The organism is Arachnia sp., from assembly GCF_057238465.1.
In genome coordinates this window covers 22,003-42,290 of sequence record NZ_DBHHFZ010000019.1, presented here as the reverse complement: position 1 = coordinate 42,290, position 20,288 = coordinate 22,003, and the positions used below count along the sequence as shown (strand labels likewise).

Sequence of the window (20,288 nt, the reverse complement as noted above, 5' to 3'; positions counted from 1 at the left end):
GCCGGCCCGGGTACTGCGGTTGCATCGAGTTCTCCACAGCTTTCAGGGTAGCCGTATCGGGGGTCGTCACACGGTGAATGAATGCGCGCACCTGAGGAACTGACTTGCTCGGGTCATGCGGTACCGTCAGCAGCGAGAATTTCAACCCAAGGAGCCCGAGGTGCGTACAGTCCGCCTGTTGCTGGTCCCGTTCGTGCTGCTGCTCGGTCTGATCGGTGTGCCGCAGGCCCATGCCGATGAGCCGATCGCCAAGTCATACCTTTTCGAGGGGCAGCTCGATGCGAACGGAGTGTTGACGGTTACCGAGACCATCAAGTTCGACACCCCACCCGCGGAACTCACCCAGCGGATCGCGAATCGTGCCCCCCTAGACCGAGACCGCTACTACCTCTACGACATCTCCGACGTGAGCGCGACGGGCGCCGAGAACTTCACCTCCAAGGTGGAGCAGGACTACACGGTGCTCTCCATGAAGCCCTCCGCAGAGGTGAAGATCACCTACAAGGTGACCGGAACCACCCGCTCCGAACCGGGGTCCTACGGCGAGAGCAGCGTGTTCACCTGGCGTGCGCTCCAAGGGCTGTCGGTCGGGGTCGAGAAGGTTTCCGGAAGCCTTCAGGCGGACGACCTGGCGCAGCTGGTGGACTGCACCGCCGGCCCGCCCGGAACTCTCGACAAGTGCCAGCTCTACACGGCCGGCGCCCACAACTCACCCACCCCCAGGTTCGAGTCGGCGACGCGGGGAGCCGGCGAACAGGTGACCTTCACCGTTGGTTTCAGCCCCGAACAGATCGCGGTGACCGCCCAGATCCACGAGCAGTGGAACCTCGACCGGGCGTTCACGATGGACCTGGCCACGACGGGCGCGGCGCTGGCCACCCTGGTGGTTGGTGCATTGCTGCTGTGGTGGCTGCATCGCCGCACCGGTGCGGATCTCGTCTTCTCCGGTGAGGTCTCGGCCGTCGGGTCGTTCCGCCCCGTCGGCGACGGGGAGTCGGTGTTCGAACCCGCTGAGGGCATGCGCCCCGGCCTGGTGGGTACCGTCGCCGATGAGCGCGTCGATCCCGTCGACATCACGGCCACCTTGATCGACCTCGCAGTTCGCGGACACCTGCGCATCACCGAACTCCAACACACCCAGCACGGCCTGGTGGACTGGCAGTTCAGCCGCCTGGAGAATCCGGGCGACGAACTGCTTGCCTACGAATCCCGGCTCTTGGACGCCGTGGTGCCCAACGGCGAACAATCCCTCGCCTCACAGCTGCCCGAGGTGCTGGCGCCCGCCCTCGGACAGGTGCAGGACGCCCTCTACGACGAGGTGGTCGAACGCGGCTGGTTCGAGACCCGCCCCGATTCCACCCGCAGCTCCTGGGCCGTGCGCGGTTGGGTCGGGCTCGGTGTGGCGCTGGCCGCGGGTGCCGTCCTGATCGCCTTCACCCGGTTCGGCCTGGTGGCGCTGGTGCTGTTGGCCCTGGCCATCTCCCTGCTCTGGATGGCGCCGCGCATGCCCCGCCGCACACCGGACGGCACCCGGCTCGTGACGGCCCTCGGGGCGCTCTCGGCGCTCCTGAACACCCATCCGACCGACCAGATGCCGAAGGGCAGGGAACTGGCGGAGATCTCCCGTCTGCTGCCCTACACCATCGTCCTGGGCGGACGTCAGCGATGGCTGGAGGCGATGGCGGCGGCCGACGCCGACGACACCCCGGACCCGACGGAGGTCGCCTGGTACCACGCCCCGGAGACCTGGCACCTGCGTGACCTGCCCGCCTCCCTGACGCAGTTCGTCAACACCGTCCAGGGGCAGCTGTTCAGCCGCTGACGGTCGTTCGCGGCTTTCGGGTCGTGGTTGTGCGGACTCGTGACCGAACCGCACCGTCCCCGTGCGCTCGGGATGGGAGGCGCCCCGGGGTGGACCCCGGGGCGCCGACGCGCCGTCCCTGTGCGCTCGGGATGGGTCACCAGCGTATGGTCGCCGTGTGTTTCATCCCCGGCTGGTGGGGTCGGCGCGTCGCCGGGGGAGGGCCGGATCCGCTCAGAAATTTTGCGACATGTCTGAGGTTTGAGATGCCAATTGCGCGAATCCCGGCTGGAAGCTGCAAACTAGTGCTGTGCCGCTAGAACTGTTAGTCGTGCTGCTGCTGGTGATCGCTACAGCCTTGGTCTTCGATTTCACCAATGGTTTCCACGACACCGGCAACGCCATGGCCACCTCCATCGCCACGGGTGCACTGAGACCGAAGACCGCCGTCATGCTCTCGGCGCTGCTGAACCTCGTGGGAGCCTTCCTCTCCGTGGAGGTGGCGCTCACCGTCACCAACGCCGTGGTGAACCTTCAGGACGAGGTCGGGGCACCGCGTCCCGAACTGCTCATGGACGGCGGTGAGGGACTGCTGCTGATCGTGCTGTCCGGCCTGGTGGGCGCCATCCTGTGGAACCTCCTGACCTGGTTGTGGAGCCTGCCCTCGAGCTCCTCACACGCCCTTTTCGGCGGTCTCGTCGGCGCGACCATCGCGGGCCTGGGTTTCGGCGGGGTCAATTGGGTCGGCGATGGCACCAAGCTCGACGGGGTGGTCGGGAAGGTGATCCTGCCCGCCCTCGTCTCACCGGTCGTGGCGAGCATCGTTTCTGCGGTCGGCACCTGGCTGGTGTTCGCGATCACCCGTGGAATGGATGAGAAACGCCGGGAACGGGGTTTCAGGTGGGGACAGGTCGGGTCCGCCTCGCTGATTTCCCTGGCGCACGGCACCAACGACGCCCAGAAGACCATGGGGGTCATCACCCTGGCGCTGATCGCCACCGGAAGCTGGACCCAGCTGCACGCGGTGCCGTTCTGGGTGAAGGTGGCCTGCGCCGTTGCCATCGCGCTCGGCACCTACCTCGGGGGCTGGCGGATCATCCGCACCCTGGGCAAAGGACTCGTCGAGATCAGCTCCCCTCAGGGCATGGCCGCTGATGCGTCGTCGGCAGCGGTGGTCCTGGCCTCCAGCCACATGGGCTTCGCCCTGTCCACCACGCACGTCGCCACCGGTTCGATCCTGGGAAGCGGTCTCGGGCGTTCCGGTGCCAAGGTCAACTGGCGTGTGGCCGGGAGGATGCTGATCTCGTGGGCGATCACCCTGCCCGCCGCGGCGCTCGCCGGGGCAGCCATGTGGCTGGTCGGGAACCTGCTCGGCGGGCTGTTCGGGGCCCTGGCGATAACCGTGATCCTGCTGGCATCGGCATTGTGGATGTACCTGCACTCCAAGAAGTCCGCAATTGACCACAGCAACGTCAATGACGAATGGGTGGAAAACGTCACCGCCCCGCGCCCGCTGGCCGCAACCGCTGAAATGGGTGACCTGATCGAGATCGAACAGCCCGAGGGCAGCCGAGCATGAACATCCTCTGGCTCGCTTTTGAGGGTACCTGGCACGTTCTGCTGGCCGGTTTGATCCTGGGGGCAGGGCTCCCGACGCTGTTCGCGCTGGGGGTGCGTTCCCTGTCGATGGGCACCGGGGATGATCCCAACCGGAAACCAACCCTGCTGGGAAAGGTGATAGCGGGGCTGTGTTTCGCCGTGGTGCTGCTGGCCGTTCTCGCGGGAATCGCGACGATCGTCGCCCACGGACTCGGGGTCCAGCTGAGTTTCGACGGCGTCATCCCGGTCTTCACCAGCAGGTAGCTCTCTCACGGCGTGACCGGGGCCGCACCACAGGTTTTCGCCCACGCTCTGCTGGAAGGCGGTAGCCTCCTGGCATGACCAGGGTCGTGCTGCACGTGCGCAGGTACCGCCCATGGCATGAGTGGAAGCCTTTCCCCGCTCAGGAAACGCGGGAGTTCGACGGTTCAACGTCGTCACGTGACGTCGAACCGTTTTTCTTCCGCGTTTCGTGCACAGGGGGAGGTTTCGTGCGAAGGGGAAGGTTTCGTGCGAAGGGGAAGGTTTCGTGCACTGGGGGAGCAGGAAGGACGTTCATGCGTGATGCAGAAACGCTGAGGCGTGTCCTCGCTCAACTCGACGGGCGGGGATACGCCTCGTACAAACAACTGACCGGCAGCTACCGGATCGGTACTGTCCGGCTCGTCGTCGACCACGTGCAGGTCGACCCCTACGCCCCGCCGTCACGGATGCGCATCATCGTCGACCGGGAGGTCGCGGATCTGCCCTCCGACCTGACCGACGACGCCGCGGGCAGGATCGCGGTCGCCGACTTCCTCACACGCCGGTTCGCGGACGCCGCGCATCGGATGGTTCCGAGGCCGGAGGGGACGGGAAATGGCGGGTTCGTGGGCATCGGCCGGCCCGGACAGGAGGTGCTGGAACGCACCAGCGTCGCCGTCCTGGTAGACCGGGTCGAGGCCCGCATCGACGTCGGCCTGCCCGCATCCGGGCGCAGGGCCCGCGGACACCAGGCGGCCAGGCTCCTGATCGATGTCCTGCCGCGCGTCGCCGAGGCCTCCCTGCTGCACCGGAACCTCGACCGGCGTGCCCTGCGCGAACACGTCACCCTGCTGCGCGACCAGGAACACCTCCGTGGTCTCCTGCCGGGGCGTGGACTGGTCGCGTTCGTGGGTGACGGCGCGATCCTGCCCCGCCGCTCCGGCGATTCCGACCTGCCCCTCGCAGGTGATGCCGCAGTGCCCTTCGAGAGCCCGGGAAACCTGCGGGTCGCCTTCGACCTGCCCAGCGGCCGCCGGGTCACCGGCATGGGCGTCCCCGAGGGCGTGACCGTGATCGTCGGCGGCGGGTATCACGGGAAATCGACGCTGCTGCGCGCGATCGAACGGGGCGTTTATCCCCACATCGGCGGTGACGGCCGCGAATGGGTCATCACCCGCCCGGACGCGGTCACCATCCGCGCGGAGGACGGCCGGGCGGTCACCGGCGTGGACATCTCCCCGTTCATCACCAACCTGCCTTCTGGAACCGACACGCGCTGTTTCAGCACGACCAACGCCAGCGGCTCCACGTCCCAGGCCGCCAACCTCGTCGAGGCCATCGAGGCCGGAGCGTCGACGCTGCTGATCGACGAGGACACCTCGGCCACGAACTTCATGATCCGCGACGAACGCATGCGCGCTCTCATCCCCGCCGCCCAGGAACCCATCACCCCGTTCGTGGACCGCGTCCGGCCCCTTTACAGCGAGCTCGGGACATCGACGATCCTCGTCGCCGGGGGCTCCGGGGCGTTCTTCGAGGTCGCCGACCACGTCATCGCCATCAACCGCTACGTGCCCGTCGACGTCACCGAAAGGGCACACGAAATAGCGGCTGCCCTGTCGCCCACCGAGGCGACGGAGGTCTTCACCGGCATGCGGGCGGGACGGCCCGGGGCTGTGTCCCTGCCGCCATCCGGCACCGGCAAACCCGCCAAGGCACGGAGCCGCACCAGGATCCAGTACGGCCGCGACGACATCGACCTCGCCGCGGTCCCGCAGCTGGTCGACGCCGCGCAGACGCAGGCCATCGCCCACGTGCTGGACCGCATCGGTGACCTCCTCGACGACCGGGCGGGCATGCCCGAGCGGATCGACGAACTGCTGCACCGCATCGACGAGGAAGGCCTCGACTGGCTCTCGCCCCACCGCGGTCATCCCGGGCACCTCGCCCGCCCCCGCCGCCACGAAATCCTGGCCGCCATCAACCGCCATCGGGGACTCCGGGCCCGGCCCTGACCCCGTCCCCGGAACCCAAAGCTGGTTGAACCGGGTCTCAGTGGAGGAACAGCCCGTGTCGAAACCACTGCCGGAAGCCGGGGAAGGGCCCTCGGACATGCGCGAGGTGGTTTCGACACGATCCGCTCGCTGGCGCTCGCGGATCGGCTCGACCGGCCATGGGGGATTGAGAAGCGGCGGGAGGGTTGCTGATCCTCGTCTCCGAGAGAAGCAGTCAAGGCAAGGCGTGGGTGCTCCAAGAGGATGTGTTGCGGGTATTCCTGGAAAATAGAGTCCGGGTGGGGCCGATGCAGTTTGGGCAGGCGGGATGGGCGTCAAGGTGGCTGCTGGCTGATTCGGGTTCACTCATACGGGAGGAATGGAAGTGGCGCTGATTCGCAACGGAAGCTACCTGAAACTGGCCTCGGCGATGGGTGTGTCGTCGGTCGGGGATGGGATCCGGCTTGTTGCTGCGCCGCTGCTGGCATCGACGGTCACGTCGGATCCGCTGTTGATCTCGCTTGTCGTCGTGGCCAACCGGCTCCCTTGGCTGCTGTTCGGCCTGGCAGGCGGGGTCGTCGCGGATCGGTTCAAGCGGAAGTCGCTGATGGTGCTGGTCGACCTGTCGCGGTGCGTTTTGGTGGGGGCGCTCGCGGGGGCTGTGTTCTTCGACCTCACCGGAATCTGGGTGCTGGCGGTCGTCAGCTTCTGTCTCGGTGTCGGCGAGACGGTCTTTTCGGCGGCGAACCAGGGCATGATCCCGGAGATCGTGGAGGACCCCGACGACCTGTCTGCGGCCAACGGCATCTTCTATGTGATGCAGGCGGCGTCGATGAACTTCATCGGGCCCGGACTGGGTGGGCTGCTGTTCGGTTTCGCGCGCTGGCTGCCGTTCCTGATCGACGCGGTCTCTTTCCTGCTGGCCTCAGCGCTGGTGGCGCGCATCGCAGGCGGAGGCCAGGCGCCCGCCAGCGGCGAGGTGGGGATGTGGCAGGCCGTGCGGGAGGGCGTCGCTTGGTGCCGGGGCAAGCCTGTGGTGGTCGCCCTGTTGTCGGTGATGGGTGTCGTCAACTTCGCCCAGAGCGGGGTGCTGGCGATCATGGTGATCTACGTCACGAACGACCTGGGCGCATCAGCGACGGCGTTCGGCGTCGTGTTGAGCATCTCCGGCGCAGGAGGTGTGCTTGGAGGGGCCCTGGCGCCGGTGGCCGATCGGAAACTGGGCTTCAGCTACGTTCTGCCGGTGGGGGTGGCTCTGGCGGGACCGTTGCTGCTCCTGATGACCGTTTCAAGCAATCTTGTGCTGCTTGCCGGCTGCCTGTTCTTCAACTCGTTCTTCGGCATCATGGTCAGCGTCCTGGTCGCATCTCTGCGGCAAAAGATCGCTCCGCGCGAGCTTGCGGGCAGGGTGGCGAGCGTCCAGGCGTTCATGGCCATGGGAATCGCGATGCCCGGTGGTGCGCTGCTGGGCGGAGTCGCCGCGGAATTGCTCGGAGTCCGATCGGTCTTCATCCTCTCCGGGGTCCTGTGCCTACTGCTGTCCCTGGTGACAGCCCGCAACCTGCACCCGCGCGCACTGAGACGAAGCATCGCAGAACTGATGGCGAAGGCGTCGCCGACGAAATGAGCCATGCCCTGGCGGACTGATTCGTTCGGCGAATCAGCCGGAGTGCCGTCCCACCCGGCGGTACGAACCGGACGGGGCGCAGAAGTAACGCACACGGGATCTTGCGGGGGGCAGGAAGGTCGCGCAGGGCAACACCAGCGCAGCGAAACCACCGAGTGCGAGCAACACCCGACTGCGGGGTGTGCCGGCCCCTTTCTGCCGGGGTTTCCTCAGGCTGAGTCAGACGAACAGCGGAAGGAACACCCCGGCAGAGAGGCCAGCAGCGGAATCAGATCGAAAACGTCGTCATCACAACGTCAGACCCGGGTAGAGCGGGTGCAGATCCAGGAGCTTCGCCGCGCGATCCTTCGATCCATCCGCGACCTCCGGGGCCAGTTCGTACTTCGCCTTGCCCGGTTTGCCGTCCTTCGTGGTGGTCGGTGTGGTCTTCTTCAGCACGTCGGTGATCATGGCCGCGACCTCGTCCATGTCGGAGGTGGTGAAGCCCCGCGACGTCAGGGCCGGGGTGCCGAGCCTGATGCCCGAGGTGTACCAGGCGCCGTTGGGGTCGTTGGGCACCGAGTTGCGGTTGGTGACGATGCCGGAATCCAGCAGCGCCGACTCCGCCTGCCGCCCGGTCAGGCCGAAGGAGGAGACGTCCAGCAGCACGATGTGGTTGTCGGTGCCTCCGGTCACCAGGGTGCTGCCGCGTTTCAGCAGCCCCTCTGCCAGGGCGCGGGCGTTGTCGACCACCCGGTGCGCGTAGTCCCGGAACTCCTCGGTGCGGGCCTCCGCCAGGGCGACGGCCTTGGCCGCCATGATGTGCGACAGGGGACCGCCCAGCACCATCGGGCAGCCGCGGTCGACGTCACCCGCGTAGTCCTTGGTCGCCAGCACCAGGCCGCCGCGCGGGCCGCGCAGCGACTTGTGGGTGGTGGTGGTCAGCACTTGGGCGAACGGCACCGGGTCCTCGTTGCCCGTGAACACCTTGCCCGCCACCAGGCCGGCGAAGTGGGCCATGTCGACCATCAGCACCGCGCCGACGGAATCCGCGATCTCCCGCATCTTCGCGAAATCGATGCGGCGCGGGTAGGCGGAGTAGCCGGCGACGATCACCAGCGGTTTGAACTCGGCGGCCTGCGCGGCGAGGGCGTCGTAGTCCAGCAGCCCGGTGGTGGGGTTCGTGCCGTAGGAACGCTGGTGGAACATCTTGCCCGACACGTTCGGCCGGAACCCGTGGGTCAGGTGCCCGCCCGCATCCAGGCTCATGCCCAGCAGCCGCTGGCTGCCGAACCGGGCCCGCAGCGTCTCCCAGTCGGCCTCGGACAGCTCGGAGACGTTCTTCGAACCGAACTCCGTCAGCGCCGGGGTCTCGATGTGGTGGGCCAGGATCGCCCAGTAGGCGGTCAGGTTCGCGTCGATCCCGGAATGGGGTTGTGCGTAGGCGTATTCGGCGCCGAACAGTTCACGCGCGTGCTCGGCGGCCACGGACTCCACCACGTCGACGTTCTGGCAGCCCGCGTAGAACCGGTGGCCGATGGTGCCCTCCGCGTACTTGTCGCTCAGCCAGGTGCCCATAGTCGCGAGCACCGGAAGGCTGGCGTAATTCTCGGAAGCGATCAGTTTCAGGGAGGCGCGCTGGTCGGTCAGCTCGTCGCGGATCGCCTGGCAGATCCGGGGCTCGACCTTCCCAATCACGTCCAGCAGGGTCCTGTAAGCGCCTGAAAGCGCCGCTGCATCAGTCACATCTACTCCTCTGGGGAATTGGTGGTGGGACCAAATCTAGTCCCCGGGGAGCGGTCGTGAGGGCCGAACCCCGGGGAAAGACCTGACCAAGGACCTGTTCGACGCGCATCAGGCCAGCCGCCACCTGCTGATGGCCCGCGAGTCCTCGAGCAGTTCCGCGAACAGCCCCTCGGTTTTCGCCAGCTCGGCGGGGGAGCCCTGCTGAACGACCCGGGTGACCTGACCGGCCTCGCGGCCGCTCAGCACCGCCACCGAGTGGGCTTTCATGATGGTGCTCAACCGGTGGGCGATCACCACCACCGTGCGACCCCGGGAGAGTTCCTCGAGGGTCGTGGTCAGGACCGCCTCGTTCTCGGCGTCCAGCGCCGAGGTGACCTCGTCGAGCAGCAGGATCGGGGCGTCCTTCAGGAAGGCGCGGGCGATCGAGACGCGCTGCCGTTCACCGCCGGACAGGCGCTGCCCGCCCTCGCCGACGGGGGTGTCGAGTCCCTGCGGCAACCGCGTCAGGGCCCCCTCCAGGCGGGACCGGCGGATGGCCTCGTCCACCTCCTCGTCGGTGGCCCCGGGTTTGGCGATGCGGACGTTCTCGCGGATGGTTGTGTTGAACAGGTACACGTCCTGGAAGACCATCGAGATCATCGACATCAACTGCTCCGTGGCGATGTCCCTGACGTCGACCCCACCGATGGTGACCCGCCCGGCGGACACGTCCCAGAACCTCGCTGCCAGTTTCGTCAGCGTCGACTTGCCACAGCCCGAAGGCCCGACGATCGCGGTGATCCGGCCCTGCGGCGCCTCCAGGGAGAAGTCCCGGAACAGGGGGGCATCCTGGTCGTAGGAGAAGGTGATGTCCTGGAACCCGATGTCGTGGTTCCCGGGAATTTGTGGTTTCTCGGGCTCGGGCATCACGGGGGTGTCGAGGATCTTCCCGATGGCCTCCAGCGAGATCTCGCACTTCTGGATCTCCCCCTGGTACAGCAACGCGTGGGACATGGGGGTCACGAGCCGGGTGGTCATCACCACGACGGCCACGAAGGTGGCCAGGTCCAGCGATCCGTTCAGGGCGAACCCCAGCCCGAAGGCCAGGACCCCTGCGAAGAGGGCGTGGGTGACCACCAGCAGGGCCCCCATGGGTGGGCCCTGGAGTTTGAGCAGTTGATGAACGCCCCGGTTCTCCGCTTCCAGGGCGCCCCGGATGGGGGACCACTGCATGCCGGCCAGGCCACGGGCCCTGAGGACGGGCTGTAGCTGGGCGTACTCGATCAGCCTTCCCGCGCTGGCCGAGCTGAGCACGGGTTCCAGGGCTTGTTCTTGTTTCAAGCTGCGCAGACCCCAACGCCACACCAGATAGGTGAAGGGCAGGCTGACCGTCATCACCAGGGCCAACCGCCAGTCGAAGAAGAAGGTGGCCACCAGCACGGTGCCGGGAATCACGATTGCCGAGACCAGGTTGGGCAGCACCACCGATGCGAGGTGGGAGAGGATGTCCACCTCGCTGGATACAGCGGCGGCCACGTCCCCGGCGCTCCTGGCCCGGAACCAACCCAGTGGGAGAGCCGAGACCCGGCGTCCGATCTTCGAGATCAGGTTGCCGCAGACATCGATGACGCTGATGCGCATGGCCATGACCATGCTGATCCAGTTCACCAGGAAGGCTGCGGCCCCGAGGCCGATCAGGACCCACAACCACGGCAGGGCGGATGCCGGGTCCGGGCTCAGGAAGGCCCGCAGGAAGGGGATCAGGGCCACGAATGCCAGGCCCTGCAGCAACGCGGAGACCGCGTAACCGACGATCAGGGCGTTCACGACCCCCGGTTTGTCGAGATAGCGACGGAAATGCTTCAGCATGCCGGTTCCTTTTCCTCGATCCCTTCAAGGGCCTGGGCGATGTCGGTCTGGTTCCGCCACAACCGGGCGTAGGGGCCGTCCTGGGCCAGCAGTTCGTCGTGGGTTCCCAGCTCGACGAGCCGGCCCGCGTCGATCACGGCTATCTGGTCCACACCTTGGATCGTGGAGAGCCGGTGGGCGATCACGATCACCGTGCGTTTCTGGGCCAGGTTGCTGATGGCCTGCTGGATCAGGCGTTCGGAATGGCTGTCGGCCTGCGCCGTCGCCTCGTCGAGGATCAGGATGGGGGATGCGGCCAGGAAGGCCCGCGCGATCGTCAGGCGCTGCGCCTCACCCCCGGAGAAATGGGCTCCCTCACCAATGATCGTGTCGTAGCCGTCGGGAAGCTGCATGATGCGGTCGTGGATGCAGGCGGCCCTGGCCGCCTCCTCGATCTCGGCCTCGGTCGCCTCCGCGTTTCCGAGGGCGATGTTCGCGCGGACGGTGTCGGTGCTGAGCATGATGTCCTGGAAGACCAGCGACATCGATGACAGCAGTTCCCGCGTGGGTTGGTCCCGCACGTCGCGGCCGTTGACGAGCACCGTCCCGGAATCGATGTCCCAGAACCTTGCGATTAGCCTGGCCAGCGTGGATTTCCCGCCGCCGGAGGGGCCGACCAGCGCCGTGACCGTACCCGGTGGGCATTTCAGGGAGAGTTCCTGGATGACCGGTTCCCCGGGGTCGTAGGAGAAACTGACGTCGCGGAACTCCACTGCGGGGGCGTCCTCCGCCGGGGCGATCTCGGTGTCCGGTTCGGACAGCTCGGGGGCCTGCAGGATGTGCAGGGTGCTGTTCGCGGCCTGCTTCGCCGCGTACAGGTTCTGTGACATCTCCATCAGGGTCAGCAGTCCCTCGGGCAGCCCGACCCACACCAGGGCGAAGGCCACCACCGTCACCGGGGACAACCACCCCTGGAGCGTGAACACCAGCCCCAGCCCCATCGTTGCGGCGAACACCGGTCCGGGTTGCAGCAGCGAAGCGATCAGGCTCAGTCCGATGCTCTGCTTCTGCATCCATGTCAGGGAAACCCTGGAGAACCTCTTCTGGGCCTCGTCGAAACGCCCGAAGACATCCGCGGTCATGCCGAAGTTCTTGACCTCCTTGATGCCGTCCACCAATTCCACCGTCCGGTCCGAGAGCTGTCGTTCGGCCTCGGCGTAGTCATCGAACACCTTCCTGATCCCCGTCATGCCGGTCGCGTACACCACGACCGAGAGCAGCAGGTAGCAGCCGGTCAGCAGACCGGCGAAGCGCCAGTCCAGCCAGAACAGGTAGCCGAGGCTGACCAGCAGGCTGATGAGGGAATTGGCGAAGTCGCCGGCCAGGTGCGCCACCAGGGAGTGGATATCGGCGGTGTCGTTCGAGACGGCCTGCCGGATGCGACCTGAACTCCGGGCCGAGAACCAGCCGAGGTTCACGACCCCCAGTTTGCTGATGAGCCGCTGCCGGAGCTCGTGGCGGAGCCTCGCCTCCGTGGTGTGGTTGTTCCCCAGCGCGTAGGTGTAGGAGAGCGAATGGACCACCATGCACACCACCGCGGCGATCACCCACCCCCACAGGTACGCGGGATCCGGGTTCCCCGCCAGCAGGGAACGGGTGATCTCGACGATCGCTATGTAGGGCACCACCTTGAACACCGCTCCCATGGCGGCGAGGCTGAACCCCAGGTACATCGAGCCGCGTGCGCTGCGGACCAGGTCCCACACGGACCTCGGGGCATTCGCGGGAATGGTGTCGGGTACAGAAGATTGCGTTGACATGAGGTCTCTTCCAGATAGAAGGCAGGCATGCCTAAACTAGCATTCTGGGGGTATACCCCTACAAGGGGTGGGGCTTTCCGAGAATGTGCCTCGACGAGGGCAGCTCCCCGCCGACTTCCCCCGGGCCGCCAGCTTCCCCGGGCCGCCGACTCTCCTCGGGCCGCCGCCTTTCCCCGGGCTGTCGACTCTTCTTGAAACGCTTGTCTTGTGGGCGTCTGCTTGCGCTACAGCGCAAGCAGACGCCCACAAGACAAGCGTTCTTGCCGGGAGGGCAGGCGAATGGCGGGAGGGCAGGCGAGTCGCGGGAGGGCACCGAGACCGGACGTGCTGCTCGACGGGTTCAACGACCGTTATGAGGAAGAGGTGGTCGCGCGCTGGGGTCGCGAGGCCTACCGGGCGGGCCATGACTGGTGGCACGGCAAGACCCTCGCCCAGCAGCAGGCGTGGAAGAAGCGCTCGGAACGGCTCGTCGCCGACTGGGTTCGCGCCCAGCGGGCCGGGGCCGCACTGGACTCCCCGGAGGTGCGCCGGCTCGTGGACCGGCACGTGGCCCGGCTCGGTGAGATCCCGGGAACCCCGACGCACACCGGCGACGGGGAACGCTCATCGGCCATGATCCGCGGACTTGCCCGCATGTACGTGCAGGACCCCGCGATGCGGCACGCATTCGGGGGACGGGCCGGCGCCGAGTTCGTCCGCGACGCGCTCCTGATGCACATCGAGGAGGAACAGGAATGAGGCGCCCGTCGCCGAGCGTTCCGCGTCCCGACATGAAAGGCTTCGGACATGCGAATCATCATTGGCGCTCCGGGCAACGGAGCCGTGCTGAAGGAAGCGCTCAAGGAGAAACTGGCGGGAGACGAGCGGGTGAGTGCCCTGGTGGACCTGTCCACGCCGGACATCACCTACCCGGAGCTCTCCTTCCAGGCGGGCCGGGCCATCGCGGAGGGAAGAGCCGACCGGGGCATCCTCGTGTGCGGCACCGGCATCGGCACCGCCATCGCCGCCAACAAGGTACCGGGAATACGGGCCGCGACCGCCCACGACCTGCTGACCGTCCGGGGATCGGTGGAGAATTACGACGCCCAGATCCTGTGCATGGGTCAGAACGTCATAGCGGCACCGGCGGCCTGGGCGCTGGTGGACATCTGGCTCGACCTGCGTCACGACCCGGCGGGCAGCTACGGTCCCAGAGTCGGTGAGATCGCGGCCTACGAGGCCCGCTGCTGACTGATCTCGTAGAGCGCGACGGAAGCCGCCACCGACGCATTGAGCGACTCCACCGCGGAGGCGATGGGGATCGAGACCAGGGCGTCGCAGTTCTCCCGCACCAGACGCGCCAGGCCCTCCCCTTCGGAGCCGACCACCACCAGGACGGGGCCGTCGAGCCCCGGGATACCCGACAAGGGGGTTTCGCCCTCACCGGCCAGACCGACGACTGTGAATCCGGCACCGGAGGCGCGGCGCAGCATCTGGTTCAGGTTCGTGACCTTCGCGACGGGAATGCGCGCCGCCGCTCCCGCGGAGGTCTTCCACGCTGCGGCCGTCATGGAGGCCGACCGGCGGGCCGGGATCACCACGCCCTGTGCGCCGAAGGCGGCCGCCGATCGGATGATCGCGCCCAGGTTGCGGGGGTCCGTCACCTGGTCGAGGGCCACCACGAGACCCCGCGAGGGAACCTCGAAGGCCGCGTCGAAGATGTCCTCGACATCCGTGTAATCGAAGGCGGGAAGCTGCAGGGCCACCCCCTGGTGGACGAGACCGCCGGTCACCCGGTCCAGCTCGGCCCGGGTCACCTGCAGCAGCGGAAGCGAATGCTCGGCCGCGAACTTGAGGATGTCACGGAGCCGGTCGTCGCGCTCCGCGCCCTCGGCGACGTAGGCCTGTTTCACGGGCAGCCCGGCTGTGAGGGCCTCCAACACCGGGTTGCGGCCCACCACCCAGTCCGCCCCCACCGGGGCGTGGCCAGTTGTTTTCGCCCTCGGGCGGTTCGCCTGACGTTTCAGCGCCTCCTGTTTGGCCTTGTACGCCTTGTGGTAGACGCGGTCCTCGGCCTTCGGGGTGGGGCCCTTGCCCCGAAGCGAACGGCGGATCCGCCCGCCAGAACCCGCGGTGTTGCCCTTGCCGCGGTTACCGGCCCCGGGGTGTCTCGAGTTGCCTGCCATCTATTTCTTCTCCAGACTCCAACGGGCCCCTTCCGGGGTGTCGGTGATGTTCAATCCAGCCTCGGTCAGGGTGTCGCGAATGGCGTCAGCGCGTCCCCAGTCCTTGGCGGCCCTGGCCTCGGCGCGCTGCTCCAGCAGCTTGGAAACCAGCCGATCCACGACGGGGGTCAGGTCATCGCCCCCGGTGGCGCTCGCCCACGGGGCGTCGCCAGGGTTGATTCCCAGGATGCTGGTCATTTCGGAGACCGTGGCGTACAGGTCGGCGGCCCCCGGGTCGCCGTCGCTCAGGGCCTTGTTTCCTGCTCGCACGGCCTCGAAGAGCGTGGCCACTGCGGTCGGGGTGGCCAGGTCGTCGTTCATCGCGGCCTCGAACGCATCCCAGAACGGCCCACCGACCCTGCCCCGCGTCAAACCGCGTTCACCGGCGGAGGCCAGGAAGGAGTCGATGCGTTCGATGCCCTTCTCCGCTTCCGCCAAAGATCCTCGGGTCTGCTCGTCGGCGGGGGAGAACTCGATCTGGCTGCGGTAGTGGGGGGCCAGCAGGAAGAACCGCACCGCGCGCGGATCGAAGGCCTTCGTGACCTCCGATATCAGCGCCGTGTTGCCCAGCGACTTGCTCATCTTCTCGCCCGCCATCGTCACCCAGGCGTTGTGCATCCACACCCGGGCGAAACCGCGCCCGGCCCCGGCGGACTGGGCCAGTTCGTTCTCGTGGTGCGGGAAACGCAGGTCGATGCCGCCGCCGTGGATGTCGAAGGTGTCGCCGAGGTATTTCCCGGCCATGGCAGAGCACTCCAGGTGCCAGCCGGGACGTCCCCTGCCCCAGGGGGTGGGCCAGGACGCGGTCTCGGGTTCCTCGGGTTTGTGTCCCTTCCAGAGCGCGAAGTCGCGGGGGTCGCGTTTGCCGCGCGGATCGGCGTCCTCCGCGGCGGCCATCTCGTCGACCTTCTGGCCCGACAACTCCCCGTAACGCGGCCAGGAACGCACATCGAAGTAGACATCCCCGGAACCATCGTCGGCGACGTAGGCGTGGCCGCGTTCCAGCAGCTCCTCCACCAGCTCGATCATCTCCGGGACGTGACCGGTGGCGCGTGGCTCGTAGGTGGGGGGCAGGCACCCGAGTGCGGCGTAGGCGTCGTGCAGCTCCCGTTCGAAACGGTAGGCGTGCGCCCACCACTCGATACCGGCCTCCGCGGACTTGGCGAGGATCTTGTCGTCGATGTCGGTGATGTTCGCGACGACGGTGACGTCGAGGCCCTGACGCGTCAGCCAGCGGCGCAGCACGTCGAAGACCACTTCCTTGCGGATGTGCCCGAGATGCGGGGAGGCCTGCACCGTCAATCCACAGTGGTAGACCGACACCTTCCCGGGAACCAGGGGAACGAACTCCTCGACGGCTCGGGTGGCGGTGTTGTACAGGCGCAGATTCACCCTGCGGAGTCTAGTGCCGCCCGGCGCCGGCGTCAGCGGACGACCCGAAACCACGCGCTCCCTGATGGCGGAAAAGTACAGTAACCGGTGCCGGATAGGTACAGTTTGGAACGACGGAAAGGTATACCGGGCGCTTGTGATTTGAGATTCGCCGACTATGTCAGGGAGATCGAATCCTCCGGTTTTCCGGGCATCCGTTCACCCTGTGACCGGGCCGGGCGAGCGCAGTTCGAGTCGTACCTGACGCGAGTCCTTTCCCCGGGAATGGTTCCGGAGCGGATCGCGGATCCTGTGGCCTCGACAACCGGCGAGCATGACTGTCGGCGCCGGGACAAGGTGGCCGTCGTTCCGTTGGGACTTCCGGGGCCCTGAACACCATCCCGACTGAGGGGGAGCACTGGACCCGGCGTCCCAAGCGGCACGTCAAAGCCCTCGGGCTCCCCATCGTCGAAACCGACAGGCTGCACCACGGCATCATCGAGAGGCTTCACGCCTCACGCGAAGCACGGTGAACCGCTGGTGCAGCCCGCCGGAAACGGGGATGGTCAGGAATCCCGGGCCGCCTTGGCGCGCAGGGCATCGATGTCGAAACCGAAGGTGACGGGGATGGCCGGATCGTTGGCCTCGTCCTCCCACGGATCGTAGGGCTTCTCGTACTGGTCGTCCACGAATCCCTGTGACGGGTCGTACTTGTTGGCCAGTTCCTGTCCGACGGGTTCCACGTTGCTCATGTGCTCGTCGGGCAGCGTTGCCAGCACGTCCGCGATGTAGCCAGCGGCTGCCTCCTCGATGGAGACCTCCCGGTTCTCCCGCTGCGACTGGTACCAGCGGTAGTCCAGCAGCTCGTGGAAGAACTGCGCCGGTTCGCGTTTGCCCTCCAGATGGGCCGGGATGCGGGTGACGGCGGGTTCGAAGACCTCCGTCAGCCACTTGTGGGCCATCACCGATTCGCTCATGTTCCCGGGCAGCTTCGCCCGGAAGGTGTCCATGTCGTTGAGCAGCCGACGCGCTTGGTGCTCCTCCGCATCCAGGCCGGTCAGGCGCATCAGGCGCCGTGCGTGGTGTCCGGCCTCGACCACCTTCGGTTGCATGCGGATGGTGCGGCCGTCGGGGGAGGTCTGCACGTCGATCTCGGCGACGTCGAACCCGAGCGCGTTCAGGCGACGCACCCGGCCCTCGAGGCGATATATCTCGGAGTCGCTGAACTCCTCGACACCCGTCAACTCCGCCCACAGGCTCTGATAGCGCTCCTCGATGGTGTCCACCAGCCACTGCGGATCCAAGGAGGGATCCAGCATTCCGCCTGCCTCCAGGTCGCAGAACTCGCCGAACAGGTTCGTTCGTGCGATTTCCAGGTCGTGGGCGCGCTGCCCGGCGGTCAGGGAGGGATGCACCTCACCGGTCTCGGCGTCCACCAGGTAGGCGGCGAACTCGCCGGCGTCACGCCGGAACAGGATGTTCGACAGGGACACGTCTCCCCAGTAGAAACCGGTCAGGTGCAGCCGGGCGAACAACGCCACCATGGCGTCCAACAGCCGGTTGACCGTGTCCAGTTTCACACCCGAGTAGAACAACGCCCGGTAGGGCAGGGAGAACGGCAGGTGCCGGGTCAGAAGGATCGGATCCAAAGGCTCCTGGTCGTTGGTCTGCCGCCCGAGAACCACCCCCACGGGTTCAACGGACGGTACGCCCAAGCGTCTCAGCTCGGTCAACTGGCGGTATTCATGTACCGCCACCTCCTCCAGGATCTCCTTGGCAGCAAGGATCTCGTCACCCACCTGGATGAAACGGACCACGTGCCGGGAGATGCCTCTGGGCAGCGCCACCAAGTGCTGCGTCGGCCACGCCTCCAGTGGCGTGTTCCAAGGCAGCCGGATCAACGCTGCATCTGGCTTGGCAGCTAGGAATCTAGGCACAAACCAACACTACCCGCTCCCGGTGATATCGGGCTCCATTTGAACTTTCTTCCCAATTGTCGAATGTTCTATTCGTGACAAAGGTATTTATCGACTTGGGTCTGGAGCCTCTATACACATACCGGTGCGAATCGCCTGAGCAGATCGGTGAAGGCCGCAGACGCCCTCTCCCGGATCTCGGGTCCCAGGTGCGGAACGTCGGTTTTTGCGACCAGCCCGAACTCGTGCAGGACGAACCTGCGGATGGGTTCCGGGACGACGCCCTCCCCGAGTTCGCGGGTGACCGCCTTGGCCCGGACCAAGGCGGTGATCGCGTCGATGACGTCCTCGGCCGGGGGTGCTTCCTCGAGCAGCGCCGACAGGTTCATCGGGGGAACCGGGGAACCCAGCGTGCGCGTCCAGTGCAGGGCCGCCGCGGGGCGGATGGCGTAGAACAATTTCTTCAGGGAGACCTTTTCGCCCTCCGCAGCGCCCGAACGGTTCCAGTGGGCGCGGCCGGCGTGGAAGTAGTGCCGTCGGATGGCATTGTGGTCCACCACATCGCGGCACACGTCCAGCAGCTCCTCGGCGAACGCGGGCTGTCCGCGGTAGACCAACGGTGAACGCAGCCACTCCAGGACGGTTGCGTTGCTGCGCGCGGCGAGCCGGACTGCCTTGATCAGGTCCCAGCCGTTGACATCGAGCACGCCGTCCAAGGGGGTCTCGATGACATCCCGCGGACGCCACGGCGACAGATAGTCGTCGTGGCGTCGCACGTAGAAGAACCGGCAGTCGTAGTCGGAATCCGGGGACGGGAACCCCCAGGCTCGGCTGCCGGACTCGACCGCCCACAGCACTCGGACGCGGTGGTCGCGTTCCACCCCGTCCAGGCGGGCCTGGATCCTTTCCACGGTTGCCGCGTCGAAGTCGTCGGTGAGGGTGCAGATCATGCCGACATGGTAGGGGCGGCTGCGTTGTGGTTCGTCAGTAGGTGGTGATTCCCCGCGCCCGGAACTGGTTCCTGACCCGCTCGGTCAGTTCCTTCGACGGCGGTGAGGTGTCGGCCAGTTCGTAGGGCAGCTCCAGGGTCGCCCACTTGTCACGCCCCATCTGGTGGAAGGGCAGCACCTCCACCCGGGTCACGACGGAGATCTGTTCCACGATCCCGGCCACGGCCTCCACGTTCTCGACGGCGTCGGTGAGGCCCGGAACCAGCACGAACCTGATCCACACCTCCTCGGTGCCGCGCTCCGACAGGCGCTGCGCGAAGTCCAGGGTCGGTTGCAGCTCCCGACCGGTGGCCTTCCGGTACACCTCGGGGATACCGGATTTGATGTCCAGCAGCACCAGGTCGAGGTCGTCGAGGAGCGCATCGGAGGCGTTGACGCCCAGGAAACCGGAGGTGTCGATCGCGGTGTGGATGCCAAGCTGCTTCGCCTCGTGCAGCAGCCGACCCACGAAGGCGGGTTGCATCAGGGGCTCGCCCCCCGAGACCGTGAGGCCGCCTCCCGTGGTGCGGAAGATCCTCCGGTAACGCTTCAACCGGCCCACCAGGTCGCCGAGCCGCACCGGCTGGCCCTTGGCGGCGAACATGGTGTCTGGGTTGTGGCAGTACAGGCAGCGCAGCGGGCATCCCGAGAGGAACACCGTCATCCGGGTACCGGGACCGTCGACGCCGGTCACCAACTCCCACGAGTGCATGGACGCCAACTCACCGGAGCGCACCTGCTCCAAGTGGTCGTGGCGTTCAAGATCGTCGGTGATGTCGATGCCCGCCACACCGAAACCACCGGGCCGCAGCCGGGGGGTATCCAACACAACTGGTTGGGGGCGGTATTCGCCCGTGACCCCGTCGGCTGCGGCCGATGCCGTCGTCTGGGTCACTCAGGAACCCTGGTGGAAGGTACGGGACAGCACGTCGCGCTGCTGTTCCTTGGTGAGCTTGACGAAGTTCACGGCGTAGCCGGAGACGCGCACCGTCAGGCTCGGGTACTTCTCCGGGTTCTCCATGGCGTCCTCGAGGGTTTCGCGGTTGAGCACGTTGATGTTGGCGTGGAACAGGCCAGGCACGTCACCGCGGACCTCGCGGGCCGCTTTCATGTCGGAAATACGCTCGTCAAAGGTTTTGATTGCCATTTTTCTTTCTCCTGGGTTGGTTGAT

Annotated in this window: 16 protein-coding genes; 7 read left to right on the top strand and 9 right to left on the bottom strand. The window is 66.8% G+C overall.

Annotated elements, in window-relative coordinates; genetic code table 11:
* The first annotated feature begins 160 nt into the window (after positions 1-160).
* The 5 genes from ACO6D6_RS14770 (at position 161) to ACO6D6_RS14750 (ending at position 7,264) form a co-directional block, all read left to right on the top strand.
* On the top strand, positions 161-1,822 hold the full coding sequence (locus ACO6D6_RS14770) for a DUF2207 family protein (protein ID WP_484786004.1): 1,662 nt from the start codon (positions 161-163) through the stop codon (positions 1,820-1,822).
* 289 nt (positions 1,823-2,111) lie between these two features.
* Complete coding sequence (locus tag ACO6D6_RS14765; RefSeq protein WP_484786003.1) at positions 2,112-3,380, top strand: anion permease; 1,269 nt, start codon at positions 2,112-2,114, stop codon at positions 3,378-3,380.
* On the top strand, positions 3,377-3,664 hold the full coding sequence (locus tag ACO6D6_RS14760) for a hypothetical protein (RefSeq protein ID WP_484786002.1): 288 nt from the start codon (positions 3,377-3,379) through the stop codon (positions 3,662-3,664). Before ACO6D6_RS14765 ends, ACO6D6_RS14760 begins: the two co-directional genes overlap by 4 nt.
* 293 nt (positions 3,665-3,957) lie before the next feature.
* Positions 3,958-5,658 carry an ABC-ATPase domain-containing protein gene (locus ACO6D6_RS14755; protein WP_484786001.1) on the top strand — a complete coding sequence of 567 codons (1,701 nt, stop codon included), beginning with the start codon at positions 3,958-3,960 and terminating at the stop codon, positions 5,656-5,658.
* Between the two features lie 364 nt (positions 5,659-6,022).
* Complete coding sequence (locus tag ACO6D6_RS14750; protein WP_484786000.1) at positions 6,023-7,264, top strand: MFS transporter; 1,242 nt, start codon at positions 6,023-6,025, stop codon at positions 7,262-7,264.
* Between the two features lie 288 nt (positions 7,265-7,552).
* Here ACO6D6_RS14750 and ACO6D6_RS14745 read toward each other — a convergent pair whose 3' ends face one another.
* The 3 genes from ACO6D6_RS14745 to ACO6D6_RS14735 all read right to left on the bottom strand — a co-directional run bounded on the left by ACO6D6_RS14745 (position 7,553) and on the right by ACO6D6_RS14735 (position 12,636).
* Complete coding sequence (locus ACO6D6_RS14745; RefSeq protein ID WP_484786013.1) at positions 7,553-9,025, bottom strand: glycine hydroxymethyltransferase; 1,473 nt, start codon at positions 9,023-9,025, stop codon at positions 7,553-7,555.
* Between the two features lie 72 nt (positions 9,026-9,097).
* The gene (locus ACO6D6_RS14740) at positions 9,098-10,837 is read right to left on the bottom strand and encodes an ABC transporter ATP-binding protein (RefSeq protein WP_484785999.1); all 1,740 of its coding nucleotides are present in this window, start codon (positions 10,835-10,837) and stop codon (positions 9,098-9,100) included.
* Positions 10,831-12,636, bottom strand: a complete 1,806-nt coding sequence (locus ACO6D6_RS14735) for an ABC transporter ATP-binding protein (protein ID WP_484785998.1) — start codon at positions 12,634-12,636, stop codon at positions 10,831-10,833. Before ACO6D6_RS14735 ends, ACO6D6_RS14740 begins: the two co-directional genes overlap by 7 nt.
* 279 nt (positions 12,637-12,915) lie before the next feature.
* Here ACO6D6_RS14735 and ACO6D6_RS14730 point away from each other — a divergent pair, with 279 nt between their 5' ends.
* Entirely contained in the window at positions 12,916-13,374 is a 459-nt protein-coding gene (locus ACO6D6_RS14730) for a TipAS antibiotic-recognition domain-containing protein (RefSeq protein WP_484785997.1), read from the top strand.
* A gap of 48 nt (positions 13,375-13,422) precedes the next feature.
* The gene (locus ACO6D6_RS14725; RefSeq protein ID WP_484785996.1) at positions 13,423-13,866 is read left to right on the top strand and encodes an RpiB/LacA/LacB family sugar-phosphate isomerase; all 444 of its coding nucleotides are present in this window, start codon (positions 13,423-13,425) and stop codon (positions 13,864-13,866) included.
* Here ACO6D6_RS14725 and rlmB read toward each other — a convergent pair.
* From rlmB to grcA2, 6 genes are all read right to left on the bottom strand, one after another.
* The gene (rlmB, locus tag ACO6D6_RS14720) at positions 13,848-14,801 is read right to left on the bottom strand and encodes a 23S rRNA (guanosine(2251)-2'-O)-methyltransferase RlmB (RefSeq protein ID WP_484785995.1); all 954 of its coding nucleotides are present in this window, start codon (positions 14,799-14,801) and stop codon (positions 13,848-13,850) included. The genes ACO6D6_RS14725 and rlmB overlap by 19 nt on opposite strands.
* Complete coding sequence (cysS, locus tag ACO6D6_RS14715; protein WP_484785994.1) at positions 14,802-16,232, bottom strand: cysteine--tRNA ligase; 1,431 nt, start codon at positions 16,230-16,232, stop codon at positions 14,802-14,804.
* A gap of 545 nt (positions 16,233-16,777) precedes the next feature.
* The gene (locus ACO6D6_RS14710; RefSeq protein ID WP_484785993.1) at positions 16,778-18,148 is read right to left on the bottom strand and encodes a DUF4032 domain-containing protein; all 1,371 of its coding nucleotides are present in this window, start codon (positions 18,146-18,148) and stop codon (positions 16,778-16,780) included.
* Positions 18,149-18,258: 110 nt separating this feature from the next.
* Entirely contained in the window at positions 18,259-19,077 is an 819-nt protein-coding gene (locus tag ACO6D6_RS14705; RefSeq protein ID WP_484785992.1) for a nucleotidyltransferase domain-containing protein, read from the bottom strand.
* 34 nt (positions 19,078-19,111) lie between these two features.
* A complete protein-coding gene (pflA, locus tag ACO6D6_RS14700) occupies positions 19,112-20,011 on the bottom strand; it encodes a pyruvate formate-lyase-activating protein (protein ID WP_484785991.1) in 900 nt (299 codons plus the stop codon).
* Complete coding sequence (grcA2, locus tag ACO6D6_RS14695) at positions 20,012-20,263, bottom strand: autonomous glycyl radical cofactor GrcA2 (protein ID WP_041696198.1); 252 nt, start codon at positions 20,261-20,263, stop codon at positions 20,012-20,014. It abuts the gene before it with no gap.
* Positions 20,264-20,288 lie beyond the last annotated feature (25 nt).

What these genes read in the sequence shown, in the direction of transcription:
- ACO6D6_RS14705 (WP_484785992.1), bottom strand. Translation starts at nt 19,077, where the DNA reads ATGATCTGCACCCTCACCGACGACTTCGACGCGGCAACCGTGGAAAGG.
- ACO6D6_RS14755 (WP_484786001.1), top strand. Translation starts at nt 3,958, where the DNA reads ATGCGTGATGCAGAAACGCTGAGGCGTGTCCTCGCTCAACTCGACGGG.
- rlmB (WP_484785995.1), bottom strand. Translation starts at nt 14,801, where the DNA reads ATGGCAGGCAACTCGAGACACCCCGGGGCCGGTAACCGCGGCAAGGGC.
- ACO6D6_RS14760 (WP_484786002.1), top strand. Translation starts at nt 3,377, where the DNA reads ATGAACATCCTCTGGCTCGCTTTTGAGGGTACCTGGCACGTTCTGCTG.
- ACO6D6_RS14735 (WP_484785998.1), bottom strand. Translation starts at nt 12,636, where the DNA reads ATGTCAACGCAATCTTCTGTACCCGACACCATTCCCGCGAATGCCCCG.
- ACO6D6_RS14740 (WP_484785999.1), bottom strand. Translation starts at nt 10,837, where the DNA reads ATGCTGAAGCATTTCCGTCGCTATCTCGACAAACCGGGGGTCGTGAAC.
- grcA2 (WP_041696198.1), bottom strand. Translation starts at nt 20,263, where the DNA reads ATGGCAATCAAAACCTTTGACGAGCGTATTTCCGACATGAAAGCGGCC.
- ACO6D6_RS14725 (WP_484785996.1), top strand. Translation starts at nt 13,423, where the DNA reads ATGCGAATCATCATTGGCGCTCCGGGCAACGGAGCCGTGCTGAAGGAA.
- ACO6D6_RS14730 (WP_484785997.1), top strand. Translation starts at nt 12,916, where the DNA reads ATGGCGGGAGGGCAGGCGAGTCGCGGGAGGGCACCGAGACCGGACGTG.